15 protein-coding genes are annotated in these 15,354 nt (G+C 72.9%); 6 read left to right on the top strand and 9 right to left on the bottom strand.

The annotated features are described in order from the left end of the window. Window positions 1-531 precede the first annotated feature (531 nt). A complete protein-coding gene (locus ACFYST_RS03070; protein ID WP_387859467.1) occupies window positions 532-1,161 on the bottom strand; it encodes a LysE family translocator in 630 nt (209 codons plus the stop codon). A 122-nt stretch (window positions 1,162-1,283) separates the two neighbouring features. On the opposite strand from ACFYST_RS03070, the gene ACFYST_RS03065 reads away from it, so the two are divergent. Further along, window positions 1,284-1,745 (top strand): Lrp/AsnC family transcriptional regulator, encoded by a 462-nt coding sequence (locus tag ACFYST_RS03065; protein WP_387635142.1) that lies wholly within the window; start codon window positions 1,284-1,286, stop codon window positions 1,743-1,745. Window positions 1,746-1,749: 4 nt separating this feature from the next. Here the strand turns inward: ACFYST_RS03065 and ACFYST_RS03060 are convergent, their stop codons facing one another. Continuing rightward, on the bottom strand, window positions 1,750-2,091 hold the full coding sequence (locus ACFYST_RS03060; protein WP_387859466.1) for an antibiotic biosynthesis monooxygenase family protein: 342 nt from the start codon (window positions 2,089-2,091) through the stop codon (window positions 1,750-1,752). Between the two features lie 207 nt (window positions 2,092-2,298). Between ACFYST_RS03060 and ACFYST_RS03055 the strand changes: the two genes are divergently transcribed. Next, window positions 2,299-2,556, top strand: coding sequence for a Prokaryotic metallothionein (locus ACFYST_RS03055; RefSeq protein WP_387635147.1), 258 nt, complete (start codon window positions 2,299-2,301; stop codon window positions 2,554-2,556). 75 nt (window positions 2,557-2,631) lie between these two features. Here the strand turns inward: ACFYST_RS03055 and ACFYST_RS03050 are convergent, their stop codons facing one another. From ACFYST_RS03050 to ACFYST_RS03040, 3 genes are all read right to left on the bottom strand, one after another. Then, window positions 2,632-3,864: a cytochrome P450 gene (locus tag ACFYST_RS03050; protein WP_387859464.1), complete on the bottom strand. Its 1,233-nt coding sequence runs from the start codon at window positions 3,862-3,864 to the stop codon at window positions 2,632-2,634. A gap of 66 nt (window positions 3,865-3,930) precedes the next feature. Then, entirely contained in the window at window positions 3,931-4,869 is a 939-nt protein-coding gene (locus tag ACFYST_RS03045) for an EI24 domain-containing protein (RefSeq protein WP_387635151.1), read from the bottom strand. 21 nt (window positions 4,870-4,890) lie between these two features. Beyond that, window positions 4,891-6,123, bottom strand: coding sequence for an MFS transporter (locus ACFYST_RS03040; protein WP_387859463.1), 1,233 nt, complete (start codon window positions 6,121-6,123; stop codon window positions 4,891-4,893). A 239-nt stretch (window positions 6,124-6,362) separates the two neighbouring features. Here ACFYST_RS03040 and ACFYST_RS03035 point away from each other — a divergent pair, with 239 nt between their 5' ends. Both ACFYST_RS03035 and ACFYST_RS03030 read left to right on the top strand, forming a co-directional pair. Continuing rightward, a complete protein-coding gene (locus ACFYST_RS03035) occupies window positions 6,363-7,607 on the top strand; it encodes a cytochrome P450 (protein ID WP_387860079.1) in 1,245 nt (414 codons plus the stop codon). A 51-nt stretch (window positions 7,608-7,658) separates the two neighbouring features. Beyond that, window positions 7,659-8,744 carry a DUF5937 family protein gene (locus ACFYST_RS03030; RefSeq protein WP_387859461.1) on the top strand — a complete coding sequence of 362 codons (1,086 nt, stop codon included), beginning with the start codon at window positions 7,659-7,661 and terminating at the stop codon, window positions 8,742-8,744. A 73-nt stretch (window positions 8,745-8,817) separates the two neighbouring features. On the opposite strand, the gene ACFYST_RS03025 is transcribed toward ACFYST_RS03030, so the two are convergent. The 3 genes from ACFYST_RS03025 to ACFYST_RS03015 form a co-directional block, all read right to left on the bottom strand. After that, on the bottom strand, window positions 8,818-10,419 hold the full coding sequence (locus ACFYST_RS03025; RefSeq protein WP_387859460.1) for a M4 family metallopeptidase: 1,602 nt from the start codon (window positions 10,417-10,419) through the stop codon (window positions 8,818-8,820). 530 nt (window positions 10,420-10,949) lie between these two features. Beyond that, a complete protein-coding gene (locus ACFYST_RS03020) occupies window positions 10,950-11,849 on the bottom strand; it encodes a GNAT family N-acetyltransferase (RefSeq protein ID WP_387859459.1) in 900 nt (299 codons plus the stop codon). Between the two features lie 42 nt (window positions 11,850-11,891). Then, window positions 11,892-12,503 (bottom strand): SMI1/KNR4 family protein, encoded by a 612-nt coding sequence (locus tag ACFYST_RS03015; RefSeq protein ID WP_387859458.1) that lies wholly within the window; start codon window positions 12,501-12,503, stop codon window positions 11,892-11,894. A 319-nt stretch (window positions 12,504-12,822) separates the two neighbouring features. Here ACFYST_RS03015 and ACFYST_RS03010 point away from each other — a divergent pair, with 319 nt between their 5' ends. Both ACFYST_RS03010 and ACFYST_RS03005 read left to right on the top strand, forming a co-directional pair. Next, window positions 12,823-12,978 (top strand): hypothetical protein, encoded by a 156-nt coding sequence (locus ACFYST_RS03010; RefSeq protein ID WP_387859456.1) that lies wholly within the window; start codon window positions 12,823-12,825, stop codon window positions 12,976-12,978. 138 nt (window positions 12,979-13,116) lie between these two features. Further along, window positions 13,117-13,578 (top strand): nucleoside deaminase, encoded by a 462-nt coding sequence (locus ACFYST_RS03005; protein WP_387859455.1) that lies wholly within the window; start codon window positions 13,117-13,119, stop codon window positions 13,576-13,578. Between the two features lie 694 nt (window positions 13,579-14,272). Here the strand turns inward: ACFYST_RS03005 and ACFYST_RS03000 are convergent. Next, window positions 14,273-15,354 (bottom strand): hypothetical protein (locus ACFYST_RS03000; protein ID WP_387859454.1); only part of this gene is annotated, 1,082 nt, incomplete at its 5' end.

The raw sequence follows: 15,354 nt of genomic DNA, 5'->3' as shown, positions 1-15,354 counted from the left end.
AGCCGCAGGGCAGGCGCTGCGCGCGGCAAGCCCGGGAGCCGCAGGGCAGGCGCTGCGCGCGGCAAGCGCGAGAACCGCAAGGCAAGCGCTGCGCGCGGCCGATACGCGGGAACCGCAAGGCAAGCGCTGCGCGCGGCCGATACGCGGGAACCGCAGGGCAAGCGCTACGCGCCGCAAGCCCGAGAACCGCAAGGCAAGCACTGCGCGCCGCAAGCCCGAAAACCGCAAGGCAGGCGCCGCGCGCGGCCGATACGCGGGAACCGCAAGGCAGGCGCTGCGCGCGGCGAGCGCGAGAACCGCAAGGCAAGCACTACACGCCGCAAGCGCGAGAGCCGCAGGGCAGGCGCTGCCGGGCGCTGTACGTCGGCGGAGGGACGGCCGGCGCCGAACCGTCCACGGTGCCGCGCGGCCCTGACGGTCCGTCGACGACCTGGCGCTGCGCGCGGCGGCTCCGGCCGCCGGGGCGGGCCGGATCACGACAGCCCACGAGCGCGCTTCGTCCTCGCCGCCTGCCGAGGGCTGCCCGTGCCGTCAGGCGGCGGCCGTGACGCCGGCCACCGCCAGGAGCAGGACTGCGGAGATCGCGGACAGGCGCCGGGCGGCGGTGGGGGTGGTGGTCAGACGGGCGGCGAGGCGGGCGGTGGTGAGTGCGACGGCGGTGTAGATCGCGGCGCAGCAGAGGACGTTGATGGCGCCGAGGGTGGCGACCTGGGCGCCGACGGGGAGCGCGCCGTCGGGGGTGACGAACTGGGGGACGAGGGAGAGGTAGAGGAGCAGGCCCTTGGGGTTGAGCAGGGCGGTCAGCAGGGATTGGCGCAGGACGACCCGGGTGGGTTGGGGCGGGGCGGCGGTGAGGGCCTCGGCGCGGCCGCTGCGGCGCAGGGTGAGCAGCATGGTGACGGCGAGGAACGCGAGGTAGCCCGCGCCGGCCAGGCGCAGGACGGGGAGCAGTCCGGGGAGAGCACGCAGCGCGGCGGCCAGGCCTGCTGCGGAGAGCAGGGTGTGGATGCCGTAGCCGGCGCAGACGCCGGCGACGGCGGTGAGGGCGGCGGTGCGGCCCTGGCCGAGGCCGCGGGCGGCGATGTAGAGCCAGTCCGGTCCGGGGGTGCAGACCAGGAGCAGGTCCACGCCGAGGAAGAGCAGCAGGGCATGCGGGTCCATGGCACCTTGGGTTTCGCGTGAGGGGACAAGCAGGGGGACGTCCTGGACGCTATCTGTCGGGCGGTGGCAGCCGATGTCCCGTTTTCGCTGGTCAGCCCCCTCGTGGGGCAGAATGTTGCGCCATGGACCGCCTCGACCGCAGAATCCTCCACGAGCTCCAGCAGGATGGCCGGCTCACCAATGCCGAACTCGCCGACCGGGTGGGGCTGACGCCTTCGCCGTGTCTGCGCCGGGTGCGTCAGTTGGAGCAGCAGGGGGTGATCCGCGGCTACCGTGCGCAGCTCGATCCGGTGGCGGTGGGGCGTGGGTTCCAGCCGTTCGTGACGGTGGTGATGCGACACGAGGACCGGTCCACGGTCGCGGAGTTCGAGCGTCGGGTCGCGGAGCTGCCGGAGGTGGTGGAGGCGCACCGGCTGTTCGGCGACCCGGACTATCTGCTGCGGGTCGCGGTGGCGGATCTGGCGGCGTACGAGCGTTTCGTCACGGACGTGTTGTCCGGCCTTCCGGGCATCGCGCAGGTGCACTCGCACCTGACGATGAAGCAGGTGAAGGCCGACCAGGGCATTCCCGTCCAGCGGGGGTGACCGGTCAGTCGGTGGGGGCGGCGCCTTCGCCGACGGCCAGGTCGAGGCGGCGCAGCGAGTGGAAGTGCGCGACGGTCGGGGGGTGCTCCAGTTCGTGGAGTTCGTCCTCGGACCAGACGGGGCGGATCCGCCACATCGGTCCGGCGTAGGCGCGCAGCGCTTCCTCGTCGCGCCAGCGGGTGATCATCTGGACGCGGTGGTCGTCGTCGACGAGGGCGCACAGCAGTTCGCCGCCGAGGAAGCCGTCCCACTGGTCGAAGCCGGGCAGCACGGTGGAGGCGAGCCGGGCGCAGAACTCCTCGACCCGGAGTGGGGAGACCTGGGCCTCCCAGATTCGAATGATCATCTCGGCCTCCTCGGCGGTTCCCGGGCCCTGCTGACCATTATCGGACCTGACCGTGTTCCGACAGCTCGGCGCGGTGAGCAGCCGGCGCGGAGCCGGTGAGCAGCCGCCGCGGAGCCGGTGGGCAGCCGTTCGGACCGCCGCCGATTGCCGCCCGCCCGGCCCGGCCCAAGACTCGGCCGTGGACCCGTACGGCGAGAGGAGCCCGACATGGCTGTCTGCGTGGTGTGCCAGAACGACTACTGGCTGTCCTTCGAGATCAAAACGATCACCGGCGACACCTACGTCTTCGACAGTTTCGAGTGCGCGATGGAGAAGCTGGCCCCGCGCTGCGAGCAGTGCACGGTGCGGATCGTCGGCAAGGGCGTCGAGGTCGCCGGCCGGTTCTTCTGCGGTGCCAGCTGCGCCCGGACGAACAGCGTGCTCGGCGCGGAGATCCGCGACGCGGTCGGCAGCCACCCGGGCTGACCTGCGACGACGTCACCACGGGCGGCCACCGGCAAGGCGGCCGCCCGTACCGTTGCCGTACCGTTGCCCAGCAGCTCAGAACGTGAAGCGCAGGGCCCGGACCCGGTGGTCGAACGAGGACGGGACGAGCTCCGGCTCGGCGGTGGAGCGGATCCCGGGCAGCCGGGTGAGCAGTTCGCGCAGCAGGGTGCGCATCTCCTGCCGGGCCAGGTGGGCGCCCAGGCAGAAGTGCGGGCCGCCGCCGCCGAAGCCGAGGTGCGGGTTGGGCGAGCGGGTGATGTCGAAGGCGTCCGCGCGGTCGAACACCGCCTCGTCGCGGTTGGCGGAGCCGTAGAACAGCACCACCTTGTCGCCGGCCGCGAGCCGGATCCCGGAGAGTTTGTGGTCGACGGCGACGGTGCGGCGGAACTGCACGATCGGCGTCGAGTGCCGGACGATCTCCTCCACGGCGCCGCCCAGGTGCGCGTCCAGGTCGCCGAGCAGCAGTTCGCGCTGGTCGGGGTGGGCGGTCAGCAGGTGCAGGCCGTGGGCGAGCGCGTTGCGGGTGGTTTCGACGCCGGCGACCAGCAGCAGCGAGAAGAACGCGCCCAGTTCGCGCGAGCCCAGCCGGCGGCCGTCGACGTCGGCGGTGACCAGCGCGGAGATCAGGTCGCCGGTGGGACGGCGGCGCCGTTCCCGGCCCAGCGCGGCCACCGTCAGGTGCATCGCGGCCAGCGCGTGCAGCCCCCGGCCGGGCACCCGCAGGCCCCGCCGGGTGACGCCCGCCGACGCGGACGCCCGGTTGATCCGGGCCAGGATGGCACGGCGCTGCGCCTCGGGGATGCCCATCATCGAGCAGATCACCTGGTACGGGAGTTCCCCGGCGACGGCCGAGACGAAGTCGGTGGGGCGTTCGCGCTCCAGCCGGTCCACCAGGCGGGCGGCGGTCCGCGCGATGTCCTGCTCGACCTCGGCCAGCAGCCGGGGCGTGAACGCCCGGCCGACCACCCGGCGCAGGTCGGCGTGCCGGGGGTCGTCCAGGTTGACCATCGAGTCGCCGAACACCGCCCGCACCCAGCGGGCAGGCTCCGGCGACGTCACCCCCGGCCCCGAGAGGTACACCTCCGGCGACCGGCTGGCGGTCATCACATCCGCGTGCCGGACCAGCGCCCAGCAGCGCCGTCCCGTCGCCCGGTCGGTGAAGGCCACCGGCCCCGGACGCTCCCGCAGCCGGCCGAACGCCTCGGCGCGCAACTTCTCGGGGAGCCGCCAGAACGCGGGGTCGCCGAGGTCAATGCCGCGCGGGGCGGCCTCCACGGATACGGGCATGGGGACGTTATCGCGCAGTCGGTGACGCTACGTCAAATCGCCGAATACGTTCGGTGAGATTTTCGATCAGCCCTGCTGCCGCGGGTCCGCGGGGTACGGCTGCTGCTGGTACGGGTTCTGCGGGTGCGCCTGCTGGTACGGATTCTGCGGGTGCGCCTGCTGGTACGGATTCTGCTGGTAGGGGTTCTGCGGGTACGGCTGCGACGGGTACGGGTCCGCCGGGTGGCCGTCCGGGCCGTCGTCCGGCTCCTCGACGGGCTCGGGCTCCTCGTGCGGCGCGATCTCGCGCGCCAGCAGCGTCGCGCCGGCCACCGCGCCGGGCATCGCCAGCACGGTCAGCACCGGGATCAGGAACAGCAGCACCAGTCCGGCGCCGAAGCCGACCGCCATCGACATCCGGGAGCGCAGCAGGCGCAGCCGCTGCTTCTGCGACAGGCCGCGCTTCTGCAGGGGCGTGCCGGTGAGTTCGACGGTCAGGAAGAAGCCGGAGACGCAGATCCCGATCACCGGGACCACGGTCTGGCCGACCACGGGGATGAACCCGCACAGGAAGAGCAGGATGCCGAGGCCGGCGGCGCGCAGCAGGATCGCCAGGCTGTCGCGGGCGGCCGCCCACAGTTCGCGCCACAGCGGCAGGTCGGGGCTCTGCGGGCCGCCGCCCTCGGTCTCCTCGACCTTCGCCGACAGCGACTCGTAGAACGGTTCGCCGATCAGCAGCGTCACCGCGGTGAAGGTGAGCATGGCCAGCAGTCCGCCCATGCCGACCGCGGCCGCGCCGACGGCGATCCGGACGGTGTCGCGCCACACCGTGGACCAGTGGTCGGCGAAGGGTGTCGCCCAGGCGGCCAGGTCGCCCGCGTAGGTGATCAGCACGGCCAGTGCGGCCAGGTATCCGATCAGGGTGATCAGCGCCGGGATCATCCCGAAGCCCCACCAGCGGCCGTGCCGCGCCACCCATCGCTGCCCGTTGAAAAGGAATCGCAGTCCCGCCCCGAAATCTCGCATCCCCGCACCTTAAAGGAACCGTCAAACCGCCTGGGCACCCGGTCGGTTCCGATCCTGCGTCGTTGCGACGACCGCCGACGCGCCCGCGGTGGCGGCGGCGAGGGTGCCCCACAGGGCGAGCGGTCCGACGGCGGCGAGGGCGGTGATGACCGCCGGGGAGACGGCCAGGCCGAGGCCGGTGGAGAACTGGAACCGGGCCAGCACGCGGCCCAGCACCGGCGGCGGGGTCAGCGCGGTGACGAGTGCGGTGGCGCTGCCCGCGTACAGGATCTCGCCGAACGTGCACGGCACCGAGACCAGCGCCACGGCGAGCGGTCCGAGCGGCGCCGCCAGCAGGAAGCCCAGGTAGCTCGCGGCCAGCACGGCGCCGGACAGCGCCAGCACCGTCCCGCGCGACCAGCGGGCCAACGCCCAGGTGGTGACCGGCAGTTGGAGGGCCACCACGAGTACCGTGTTGGCCACGAACACCGCCGCCGGCCACGCCGGGGAGGCGTGCAGCACCGTCACCAGGACGAGCGGCAGGGCGACCTCGGGCACGTTCAGGCAGAACACGTACACCACGTTCGCCAGCAGGACGGCGCCCAGCCCTCGCCCGGTGCCGACCGCGCCCGGTGCGGCCGTCCGGGCGGCGGGGGCGGCCGTCACCCGCACGGAGCGGGCCAGCAGCGCCGCCGCCAGGAAGCCGGCTCCCGAGACCGCCGCCAGCGCCCGCAGTGCGGGGGCGCCGCCGCTCAGGCAGACCGTCGCCAGCAGCGCGCCCACCCCGAGGCCAGCGTTGCGCACGGCCCGGCCGGCGGCCAGCGCCGCGTCCCGCAGCGCGCCCTCGGCGACGGTGGCGACCAGCGCCGCGTGGGCGGCGGGCCACGCCTGGTTGCCGACGCCGAGGATGAGCGCCGCCACCGCGAACGGCACCACGCTCCCCCGGGGCGCGGCCAGCAGCACGGCGACGCCCGCCACCCGCACCAGCATCGACGCCGCGACCGCCGTGCTGCGCGCGCCCCGGTCCAGCCAGCGCCCGAGCGGCGGCATCGCGGCCAGGCCCGCAACGATCCCGACCGTCATCGCCAGGCCGGTGGCCGCCGGGCTCAGCCCGAGCACCGTGATTCCGTACAGCAGCAGGAACGGCCGCAGCAGCCCCGTACCGAGGGCGTCCACCGCCAGCGCCACCGCGTAGCGCGCCCCGCCGCTCGCCCGGACGAGTTGGCGGGGCGTGGGCCGGGCCTGCTTCGGCCGGGGCATCGTGATCGTCGTCATGCCGCCCACCGTGTTCTGCCGGCCCGCGCGGGTCACGTGGGTTGACGATCCCCGTCAATCGAGGAAGGCGGGCGAGAGTGCGCCGGGGGCGCGCGGGCGCAGGGCTCTGCGCTCTCGACGGGTGCCGGGCGGCGGGCCATCCTCGACCGTGCACGCGCGCCCCGCGCGGCCTCGAACCGTGTGAAGGAGCCCTCGTGGAGCGCCAGTTGGACAACCGGCCGCCCTCGCTCAACCGCCCGCTGGAGTGCCCGGTCAACCGCCCGGCGCTCGTCCTGGACCCCACCGGGCGGGCCCGCGACGCCGAGAGCGCCGAACTGATCGCGCGCGGGCCCGCCGTACCGGCCGACATCCTCGGGGTGCAGGTGTGGGCCGTGTCCGACCCCGACCTGCTGGAGGACCTGCTCAAGGACCCGCGGATCGCCAAGGACGGCCGGCGGCACTGGCCCGACTACGAACCGGTCGCGGCCGGCTGGCCACTGGCCCTGTGGGTGACGGCCCGCAACATGTTCTCGGCCGACGGCGAGAACCACCGCCGCCTGCGCCGCCTGGTGAGCGCGGCCTTCACCGCCCGTCAGGTCGCCGCGCTGACCGGCCGCATCGAGGAGATGACGGCCGCGCTGCTCGACACGATCGCCGCCGCCGGCGCCGACGAGGCGCCGGTGGACCTGCGCGAACACCTGGCCCGCCCGCTGCCGATCCTGGTCATCGCCCACCTGCTCGGCCTGCCCGACGAACTGCGCGACGGCTTCCGCCACCACGTCGACGGCGTCTTCGACACCACCCTCGGCCCCGAGGAGTCCGCCGCCAACAACCTGGCGTTCTTCACGCTGATCGGGTCGCTGATCGCCGCCAAGCGCGAACACCCCGGCGACGACATGACCTCCCTGCTGATCGCCGCCCGCGACACCGAGGGCGACGGCAGCGCCCTCACCGAGGAGGAACTGCTCGGCACCGTCCTGCTGGTGGTCTCCGCCGGCTACGAGACCACCGTCAACCTGATCGACAACGCCATCGCCCTGCTGCTCACCCACCCCGACCAACTCGCCCTGGTCCGCGCCGGCAAGGCCGGCTGGGACGACGTGGTCGAGGAGTCGCTGCGCCGCGAGGCCCCCGTCGCCCACCTGCCGCTGCGCTTCGCCCTGGAGGACATCGAACTGCCCGGCGGAGTCACCGTCCACCGCGGCGAGGCCATCCTCGCCTCCTACGCCGCCGCCGGCCGCCACCCCACCCGCCACGGCGACACCGGCGCCCTCTTCGACGTCACCCGCGCCGTCAAGGACCACCTCGCCTTCGGCCACGGCCCGCACTTCTGCCTCGGCGCCCCTCTCGCCCGCCTGGAGGCGCGCACCGCCCTGCACGCGCTCTTCGAACGCTTCCCGCGCCTGGCACTCACCCCCGGTGTCCACCTGGAGCCCGTCGACTCCCTGATCTCCAACGGCCACCGCACCCTGCCGGTCCTCCTGGACGGCCCGGGCCGCTCGTAGCACGTGACCCCCGCGCGGAGGTGCTGCCGGGCGCGCGGCAAGGATGGGCGGGTGACCCTGCGCATCGACCTCACCGGGACGCCGTCCGAGCGGATCCGGTTCGCCGTCTCGCCGCTCGCCGAACTCACCGCGATGCTGCACGTGCTGGCCGCGCCCGAGCACCACCCGCAGTACGCGGGGTGGGCGGCCGGAGTGTGGGCGGGCCTGCGTCCGGAACTCGCGGACCGGCTGCACGAGGCCGAGTTCCTGTGGCATTCCTCCCGCGCCGACTTCCTGCTGCCCGCCCGGCCCCGGGCGACGCTCGCCGCCGAACTCGACGAGATCGACCGGATCGACGACGACCGGTACGTCCGGGCCGCGCTGGTCACCACCTGCGGCTCCAACCGCCTCACCTTCGGCGGCGGTTCACCCCTGCACGACCGCGCCGCCCGGACCGTCGCACTCGACCTCGCACAGGCCCGCGGCCCGCTCCAGGAGGCGTTCGCCTCCCGCCTGCTCGCCGACCCCCGGGCCCTCCGGGACCGGGTCCGGGACACCCTTGAGCAGTGCGCGGACGCCTTCTTCGACGCCGAGTGGCCGGCCCTCGCCACCCGACTCGGGCAGGACGTCCAGGCCAAGTCCGAACTGGGCCGCCGCCAGGGCCTGTCCGCCGCACTCGCCGAGGTGTCCGCCGCGATCGCCCTCACCCCCGACGGCGACTCCCTCGTCCTCGACAAGCTCCAGGACAACACCACCACCGCCGGCCCCGCGGGCGTCACCTTCCTGCCCAGCGCCTTCGGCCACCCGCACCTGGTCACCGTCCACGCCCCCGGCTGGCAGCCCGTCGTCCAGTACCCGGCGGCCGGCGGCGAACGCGCCGTCACCGTCCCGCTGGACACCGTCCAGCTCCGCCTCGACGCCCTCGCCCACCCCGTCCGCCTCCGCCTGGTCCGCACCCTGGCCCGCGCCCCGCACACCACCACCGAACTCGCCCGCGCCTGGGACCTCACCCCGCCCGAGGTCTCCCGCCACCTCGCCACCCTCCGCCGCGCCGGCCTCCTCACCGCCCACCGCCAGGGCCGCTACGTCCGCCACGCCCTCAACCTCCCCGCCACCACCGCCCTCGGCACCGACCTGCTGGCCGCAGTCCTCCGCTGACCGGCACCGGGCCCGGGCGGGCGACGAGGCCCCAGCCCGGACGCTGAAGCCTCGTCACGCACCGTCGGTGGTGTTAGTTGACGTTGACCGCCTTCCAGGCCGCGGCCACCGCGTCGCGCTCCACGTAGCTGTACAGGTCGAGCGCCGCGTTGAGCGTCGCGGCACGGGCGGATTTGTAGGTGCTGTTGGGCATGAGGTAGATCAACACCGCCCGGTACCAGATCGCGGCGGCCTTGTCCCGGCCGATGCCGGTGAGCGTCGAGCCGTCGCCCGTCGGGCTGTTGTAGCTCACGCCGTTGATCACCTTCGGGCCGCTTCCTTCGGCCAGCAGGTAGAAGAAGTGTTCGGCGGGACCCGAGGAGTAGTGCGGGTCTATGCCGTCGATGCCCTGGTACCAGTAGTCCTTGGCGGAGCCGTTCTTGGAAGGCCTGTCCAGGTAGCCCACCGGGAGGCCGGTGCCGTAGAGGTCGAGTTTCTCCCCGAGGAAGTAGTCCGGCGGATCGGCCGGCAGGTTGGCGTACCACTCGACCATGGTGCCGAGGATGTCCGAGGTGGCCTCGTTGAGGCCGCCGGGCTCGCCGGTGCTCCCCAGTCCGGCGGTGGCCGAGGTGAAACCGTGGGTCATCTCGTGGCCGGTCACGTCCAGCTCGGTCAGCGGGTGGGTGTTGGAGGGGCCGTCGCCGTAGGTCATGCAGAAGCAGAGGTCGTCCCAGAACGCGTTGACGAAGTTGTTGCCGTAGTGGACGCGGTTGTAGGTGCCGGTACCGTCGCCGCGGACGCCGACGCGGCCGAAGGTGTTCTTGTAGAAGTCCCAGGTCGTGGCGGCGCCGTACTGGGCGTCCACGGCGGCCGACTGGCGGTTGGACGGGAGGCCGTTGCCCCAGACGTTGGTGGCGCTGGTGAACACCGGGTTGCCGGCCACGCCCATGTCCTTGGTGGACAGATTGCCCCGGGTGGCGTCCTTCAGCTGGTAGGTCCCGGCGCCCTGCGTGGTCAGGGTGACGGCCCCGACGTGGACGCCGGTGCCGGTGCCCGTCGCAGTCACGGTGCGGATGTCGTCGTCGCTCGCGAGCACCGCACCGGTGGCCGCGTCCGTGATCAGCCACTGGCGGCTGGGGGTGCCATCGGCGCGCACGCCCTCCACCACGGTCCGGTAGGCCAGACGCTGGGTGTCCCCGACGGCCCAGACCACCAACTGCGCCTCCCCGGTGGCACCGACCTGCGCGGGCGCCCCGGCAGCCGCCCCGAGCGTGGCCCGGACGGCTTCGGTCGCCCCCGCGGCGGCCTGGTCCGCGGAGAGCTTCGGGGAGAGGCTCGGCAGCGCCAACTGCCCGGCGAAGTCCCGGTCGACGGAGCTGATCGAACCGTTGGCCCGCTGGTGCACGATCAGGTCGCCACCGACCACGGGCAGGCCCGCGAAGGTCCGGTGGTAGCGCAAGTGACGGTCGCCATTGGCGTCCGCCACCGCATCCTTGACGATCAAACCTTCCTGGCCGCCCAGAGCGAGCGCCCTGGCGAGCGGGCCGGCCTCGGCCTGGGCCAGCGAGAACAGCGCATCACGCTGCTGCCCCACCGACGGCACCCCCGCCTGCGCGGGAACGGCCGCGACCTGAATGACGCCCGCCAGCAGGGCGGTGGCGGAGAGTACGGCTCCGACTGTCGGCTTTCGCTTCACGTGCGGGGTCCCTTTCACGAAACCGCCGGTGCGCGGTCGCGCCACGCACCGGGGCGCCGGGCTTGGCACCGTGGGGCGGTACGGGCGGCTGTCGTGCTGCTCCCGCGCGGTCCTCGGCGGCCCATCAGGGTGGGTAAAAGACGGCCGCCGGCCGGGAGTTGGGCAAAAGCATGACAATGCGTAGGGCAAACCGACAGATTCCCTCCACATATTGGCCACCTCCCGCCACCACCCCGGGGCACGGCCCCCACCCGCCGGGCATGTCCCACTATCACCCCGTTCGCCACCCTGGCGGGATCCCGCCAGCGACCACTCCCTTGCCGCCTCCCGAACAGCCTGCTACCGCCGCGACCCTGGACCGCGATCGAGCCCAACTCCCGTCCCAGCAAGCACAGTTGCATCACTAGACCGTCTCCCGTGATTGATCTTTTGGTGGGTCGAGGAGAGGTAACCGACGCTACGTGGGCCCGGATTGGGCCGTTGCTGCCGCAGCATGACGGTGCAGTGGTCCGTCTCGACCGACCGGACCCTCATCCCGACGCCGGCGTGCTGATCCGCTTCTCGAACCAGTGGTGGGCATACGGCTCGTCGTTGAAGGCGGCGACCTCCTGGAAGCCGCTGGAATGGTAGAGACCGATCGCCGCGGTGAGCGCCTTGTTGGTGTCCAGGCGGAGTACCTCGAAGCCTTGCTGGGCGGCTCGGGTCTCCAGCTCGGTCAGGAACCGGCGGCCGAGACCGAGGCCCCGGCTGCCGGGTGCGACCCACATGCGTTTGATCTCGGCCGGGGCACCGGGGGGCAGCTTCAGGCCGGCGCAGCCGACGGGCTCTCCGTGCAGCCGGGCGACCAGGAACAGGCCGCGCGGTGGCCGGAGTTCGCCCGCGTCGGGCAGCAGGCTCCGCGCGGGGTCGAAGCCGTTCTCGAAGCGTGCCTGGATCTCGGCGAAGTAGGACCGCAGGCAGTGCTGGGCGTCGGGGTGGTCCGGGTCGACCGCGTCCAGCGTGACCGTCGCAGCGGTCAGCAACCGTTCGACCTCGGCCATGGCGGCCGTCAGCCGGGCGCGCTGGGCCGTGTTGAGCGGCTCCAGGAGAGAGCCGGCCAGCTCGTCGCTGCGGCCGTCGAGCACCGCACGCTCGGCGCGGCCCGCATCGGTGAGCCGGACGGCGCGCACCCGCCTGTCCCGGGGCTGCGGCTCCACCGTCACCAGGCCGTCGGCCTCCAGGGAGCGCAGCAGCCGGCTGACGTACCCGGAGTCGAGCGCGAGGCGCTCGCGCAGTTGCCGCACGTCCTGGCCCTCCTCGCCGATCTCCCAGAGCAGCCGGGCTTCGCCGATGGGCCGGTCGCGGCCCAGGTAGTGGTCGTGGAGCACGCCCACACGTTCGGTGACAGTGCGGTTGAACTGCCGCACCTGGTCGATCTGCGCCTTGTCCATTCTCTGACTTTAGTCAGAGAACCTTGGGCAGGGCCAGAGGCTTCAATGAGGAGACACGGCCTCGTGGAGCGCGTGCACCTCGTGGAGCGCGTGCACCTCGTGCCACACACCTCGCCGTCCGCCGTCCGCCCAGGTCCACAGCCACTGGCGCAGCGACGGCGCCGCGTAGCGCAGGCCGTCGTGGGGGTTCTCGCCCCAGCCGGGTTCCCAGCCGTCGGCGTCCCAGAGCAGGACGGGATGGTCGACCGCGATCAGCGAGACATGCCACTGCATGCTGCAACCGCCGCCCGTCAGGAAGAGCCATGACCTCGGCGGACGGTACTCGGGCCCTCGCTCGGGAGATGGGATTGCGCAGTACCACTTCGATCCGTACTGGCGTGGGGTGAGCGGGGCAAGGCCGCCTTCCGGGCCGAAGCCGCCGTCACCGATCTCGGTGTACATGCGGCGGAGCAAGGGCGGTAGCCGGTATCCGAGTTGCCGCTCGACGTGCTCGACCTCGGCCGCCGTGAGCGGTGCGAACGGTCGGTCCGGTCGGTCCGGTCGGTCCGGTCGGTCCGGGAGGCCGCCGAAGGCACGTCCGCCCCGCGCGAGGGCTCGCAGCCGATCCAGGAGTGCGTCGTCGTCTGCGGCGGTACGGCGGGAGGCATCGGTCACGGGCGGCACCGTAGAGCGCGCCCCGGACAGGTTTCTGGTGCCGGCGGGGAGCCCCGGGCGAGCCTGGCCAACTCCGGTCACCGGCTGCCGCTTTCAGGGATCCAGCCGAATTTTTCGCCGGCAGGAATATGGCGAGCGGCCGGGCCGCCCGGCGCAGCATGATGGCGGCATGGACGATCAGGCTTTCGAATGGGTGACGCTCTTCTCCTACGAGAACCTTCCCGGCTGCCCGCGGCCGGGCCGGCTGATCCTGGTTTGACTGCGGGACCGAGGTATCGACTGGTACCCGTTCACGGACGACGAGTACAGGATCGACCTGATGTGCGGCGTCCGCGCGGACGGGCACTGGCACGGCACGCTCGCCGTCCGCTTCCGCGCGGACGCGCTTCGGCGGCTCGGGCTGCATCCCGACCAGCCGACCTCGGCGCCGGCGGACCCGCTGCCGCCGAAGTGGTGGGGGCCATGGACCCGGTGAGCCCCAACCACCTGACACATCAACGGAATCCCGTCACCTCCCCACCTCTCCGAACACTCGATCGAGCGAAGAACGGCCGGCTCGCGGTGGGCGCGGCCGGGAGGGGGTAGACCCGACGCGGACGAGAGGAGGTGGCCGGTGGGCGGTCAGATCGCGGTGGAGCAGGCACAGGAGTGGCTCGCGGTTGCGGTGGCGGAGGCACAACTCGGGCTGGCCGAGGGCGGGATCCCGATCGGCGCCGCACTGTTCGGCGTGGACGGGGAGCTGCTCGGGCGGGGGCACAACCGCCGGGTTCAGGACGGCGATCCGTCGATGCACGCCGAAACGGCCGCGTTCCGCGCCGCCGGCCGCCTGCGCGGGTACGGGGACACGGTGATGGTCACCACGCTCTCGCCGTGCTGGTACTGCTCGGGCCTGGTGCGGCAGTTCGGGATCGGGCACGTGGTGATCGGCGAGTCGGTGACGTTCACCGGCGGTCACAGCTGGCTTGCCGAGCACGGCACCGGAATCACCCTGCTGGACGACCCACGCTGCGTACGCATGATGACGGACTTCGTCGCGGCCCGACCGGACCTCTGGCAGGAGGACATCGGCGCATGACGCGTGTGACGCCCTGGCCGCCGCCGTCCCGACCGCCCTGGAACAGTGCTGCCACGGCTCCTCCACCCACCTGCTCGGCTCACTGGCGGCCGGCACCGCCGACAGGTTCAGCGACACCGACGTGCGCTGGGTGGTGCCGGACGCCGCCTTCCCGTCCTGCCTCGCCACGAGGACGGCCGCCCTCGCCCGGGTCCGCCCCGTCGAACAGGTGCGCAGCGACCCGGACTTCCCGCAAGCGGACCGCCGCCGCCTGCTCTTCGTCCGCTTCGCCGGCTTCCCGCTGTTCTGGCGGCTGGACTTGGACGTGCGCGCCGCGTCCGTCGCCGACGACCCCGACTACGACGCCGAGCACCCGTCGGCCCGCGCGAACGACACCGAGTGGTCCCGCCCAACCAGTGCCCTCGCCAACGCCGTCGCCGCCGTCGAGGCCCTGGCCCGCCGCCACCCCGCCACCGCACACGGTCTGATCACCCTCCCCCAACATCGGCAACCCGCACACCGACCTCCACCGCCTCACCGCAGCAGCGACCCGCCAGGACCGAACCCTCACCCCACTCGCCGCCCGCATCACAGCCCTCGCCGGCCACCATCGCTGACGGCTGCGCCCGCACCCCTGGGCCCCCCCGGAACGACCGCGCCCGCCGCTGCGCGGAATCGCACAACGACGGGCACGGGAAGGGTTATTGGCAGTACGTCAGCCCCGGACAGAGGCCACGGCCGCCCCCAGCGCTTCCTTGATCCGCGGCCCGAGCCGGGCGAACCCGAGCTCCTTCATCGCCGCCCGCAGCAGCTCGTCGTCGCTGCGCTCGGTCCCGTCCGCGTCGAACCACGCCACCAGCGCGACCAGTTCCTCGGCCGAGTAACCGGTGATCGGCTTGCCCGGCGTCAACTCCGGCTTGACCGGCCGCGAGTCGGAACCCGCCTCGACGACCGGCTCCACGACGGCCTCGGCCGCAGCTTCGACAACCACCTCGGCGACCGGCTCGACCTCAACCTCGGCCACCGGCTCAACGACGGGCTCAGCCTCAACGACAGGCTGCTCGACGACCGGCTCCGCCTCAACCTCCGCAGCCGCCTCGGCAACGGGCTCCACCTCCACAACCGGCTCAGCCTCAGGCTCCGCGACAACCGCGACCTCGACCTCGGCGACCGGCTCCTCGACAGCGACCTCAGGCGCAGCCTCAACCGCGGGCTCAACCTCCGCCTCAACGACGGACTCCGCAACCGGCTCGGCCTCAACCTCGGCCGTCACCTCAGCAGCGGGCTCCACGATGGCCTCGACCTCAACCTCGGCCGCAGCCTCGACCTCCGGCTCACACTCCGCAACCAGCTCGGCCACAGCCTCGGCCGCCACCTCAGCAGCGGGCTCCACGACGGCCTCGACCTCAACCTCGGCCGCAGCCTCGATCTCCGACTCAACCTCCGCAACCGGCTCGGCCACAGCCTCGGCCGCCACCTCGGCAACCGGCTCATCAGCAACCTCGGCCTCGACCTCAACCTCGGCAGCCGGCTCCTCAACAGCAAGCTCAGGCGCAGCCTCAGCCTCGGGCTCGACCTCCGCCTCGGCGACGGGCTCCACAACGGGCTCGGCCTCAACCTCGGCCGTCACCTCAGCAGCGGGCTCCTCCGCAACAACGTCAGCCGCCACCTCAACAGCGGCCTCCACAACGGGCTCGGCCTCAACCTCGGCCTCGACCTCAACCTCGGCAGCCGGCTCCTCAACAGCAAGCTCAGGCGCAGCCTCAGCCTCGGGCTCGACCTCCGCCTCGGCGACGG

The organism is Kitasatospora sp. NPDC004614 (genome assembly GCF_042873675.1).
GTDB lineage: Bacteria > Actinomycetota > Actinomycetes > Streptomycetales > Streptomycetaceae > Kitasatospora.
This window is presented reverse-complemented; position numbering and strand designations above follow the sequence as displayed.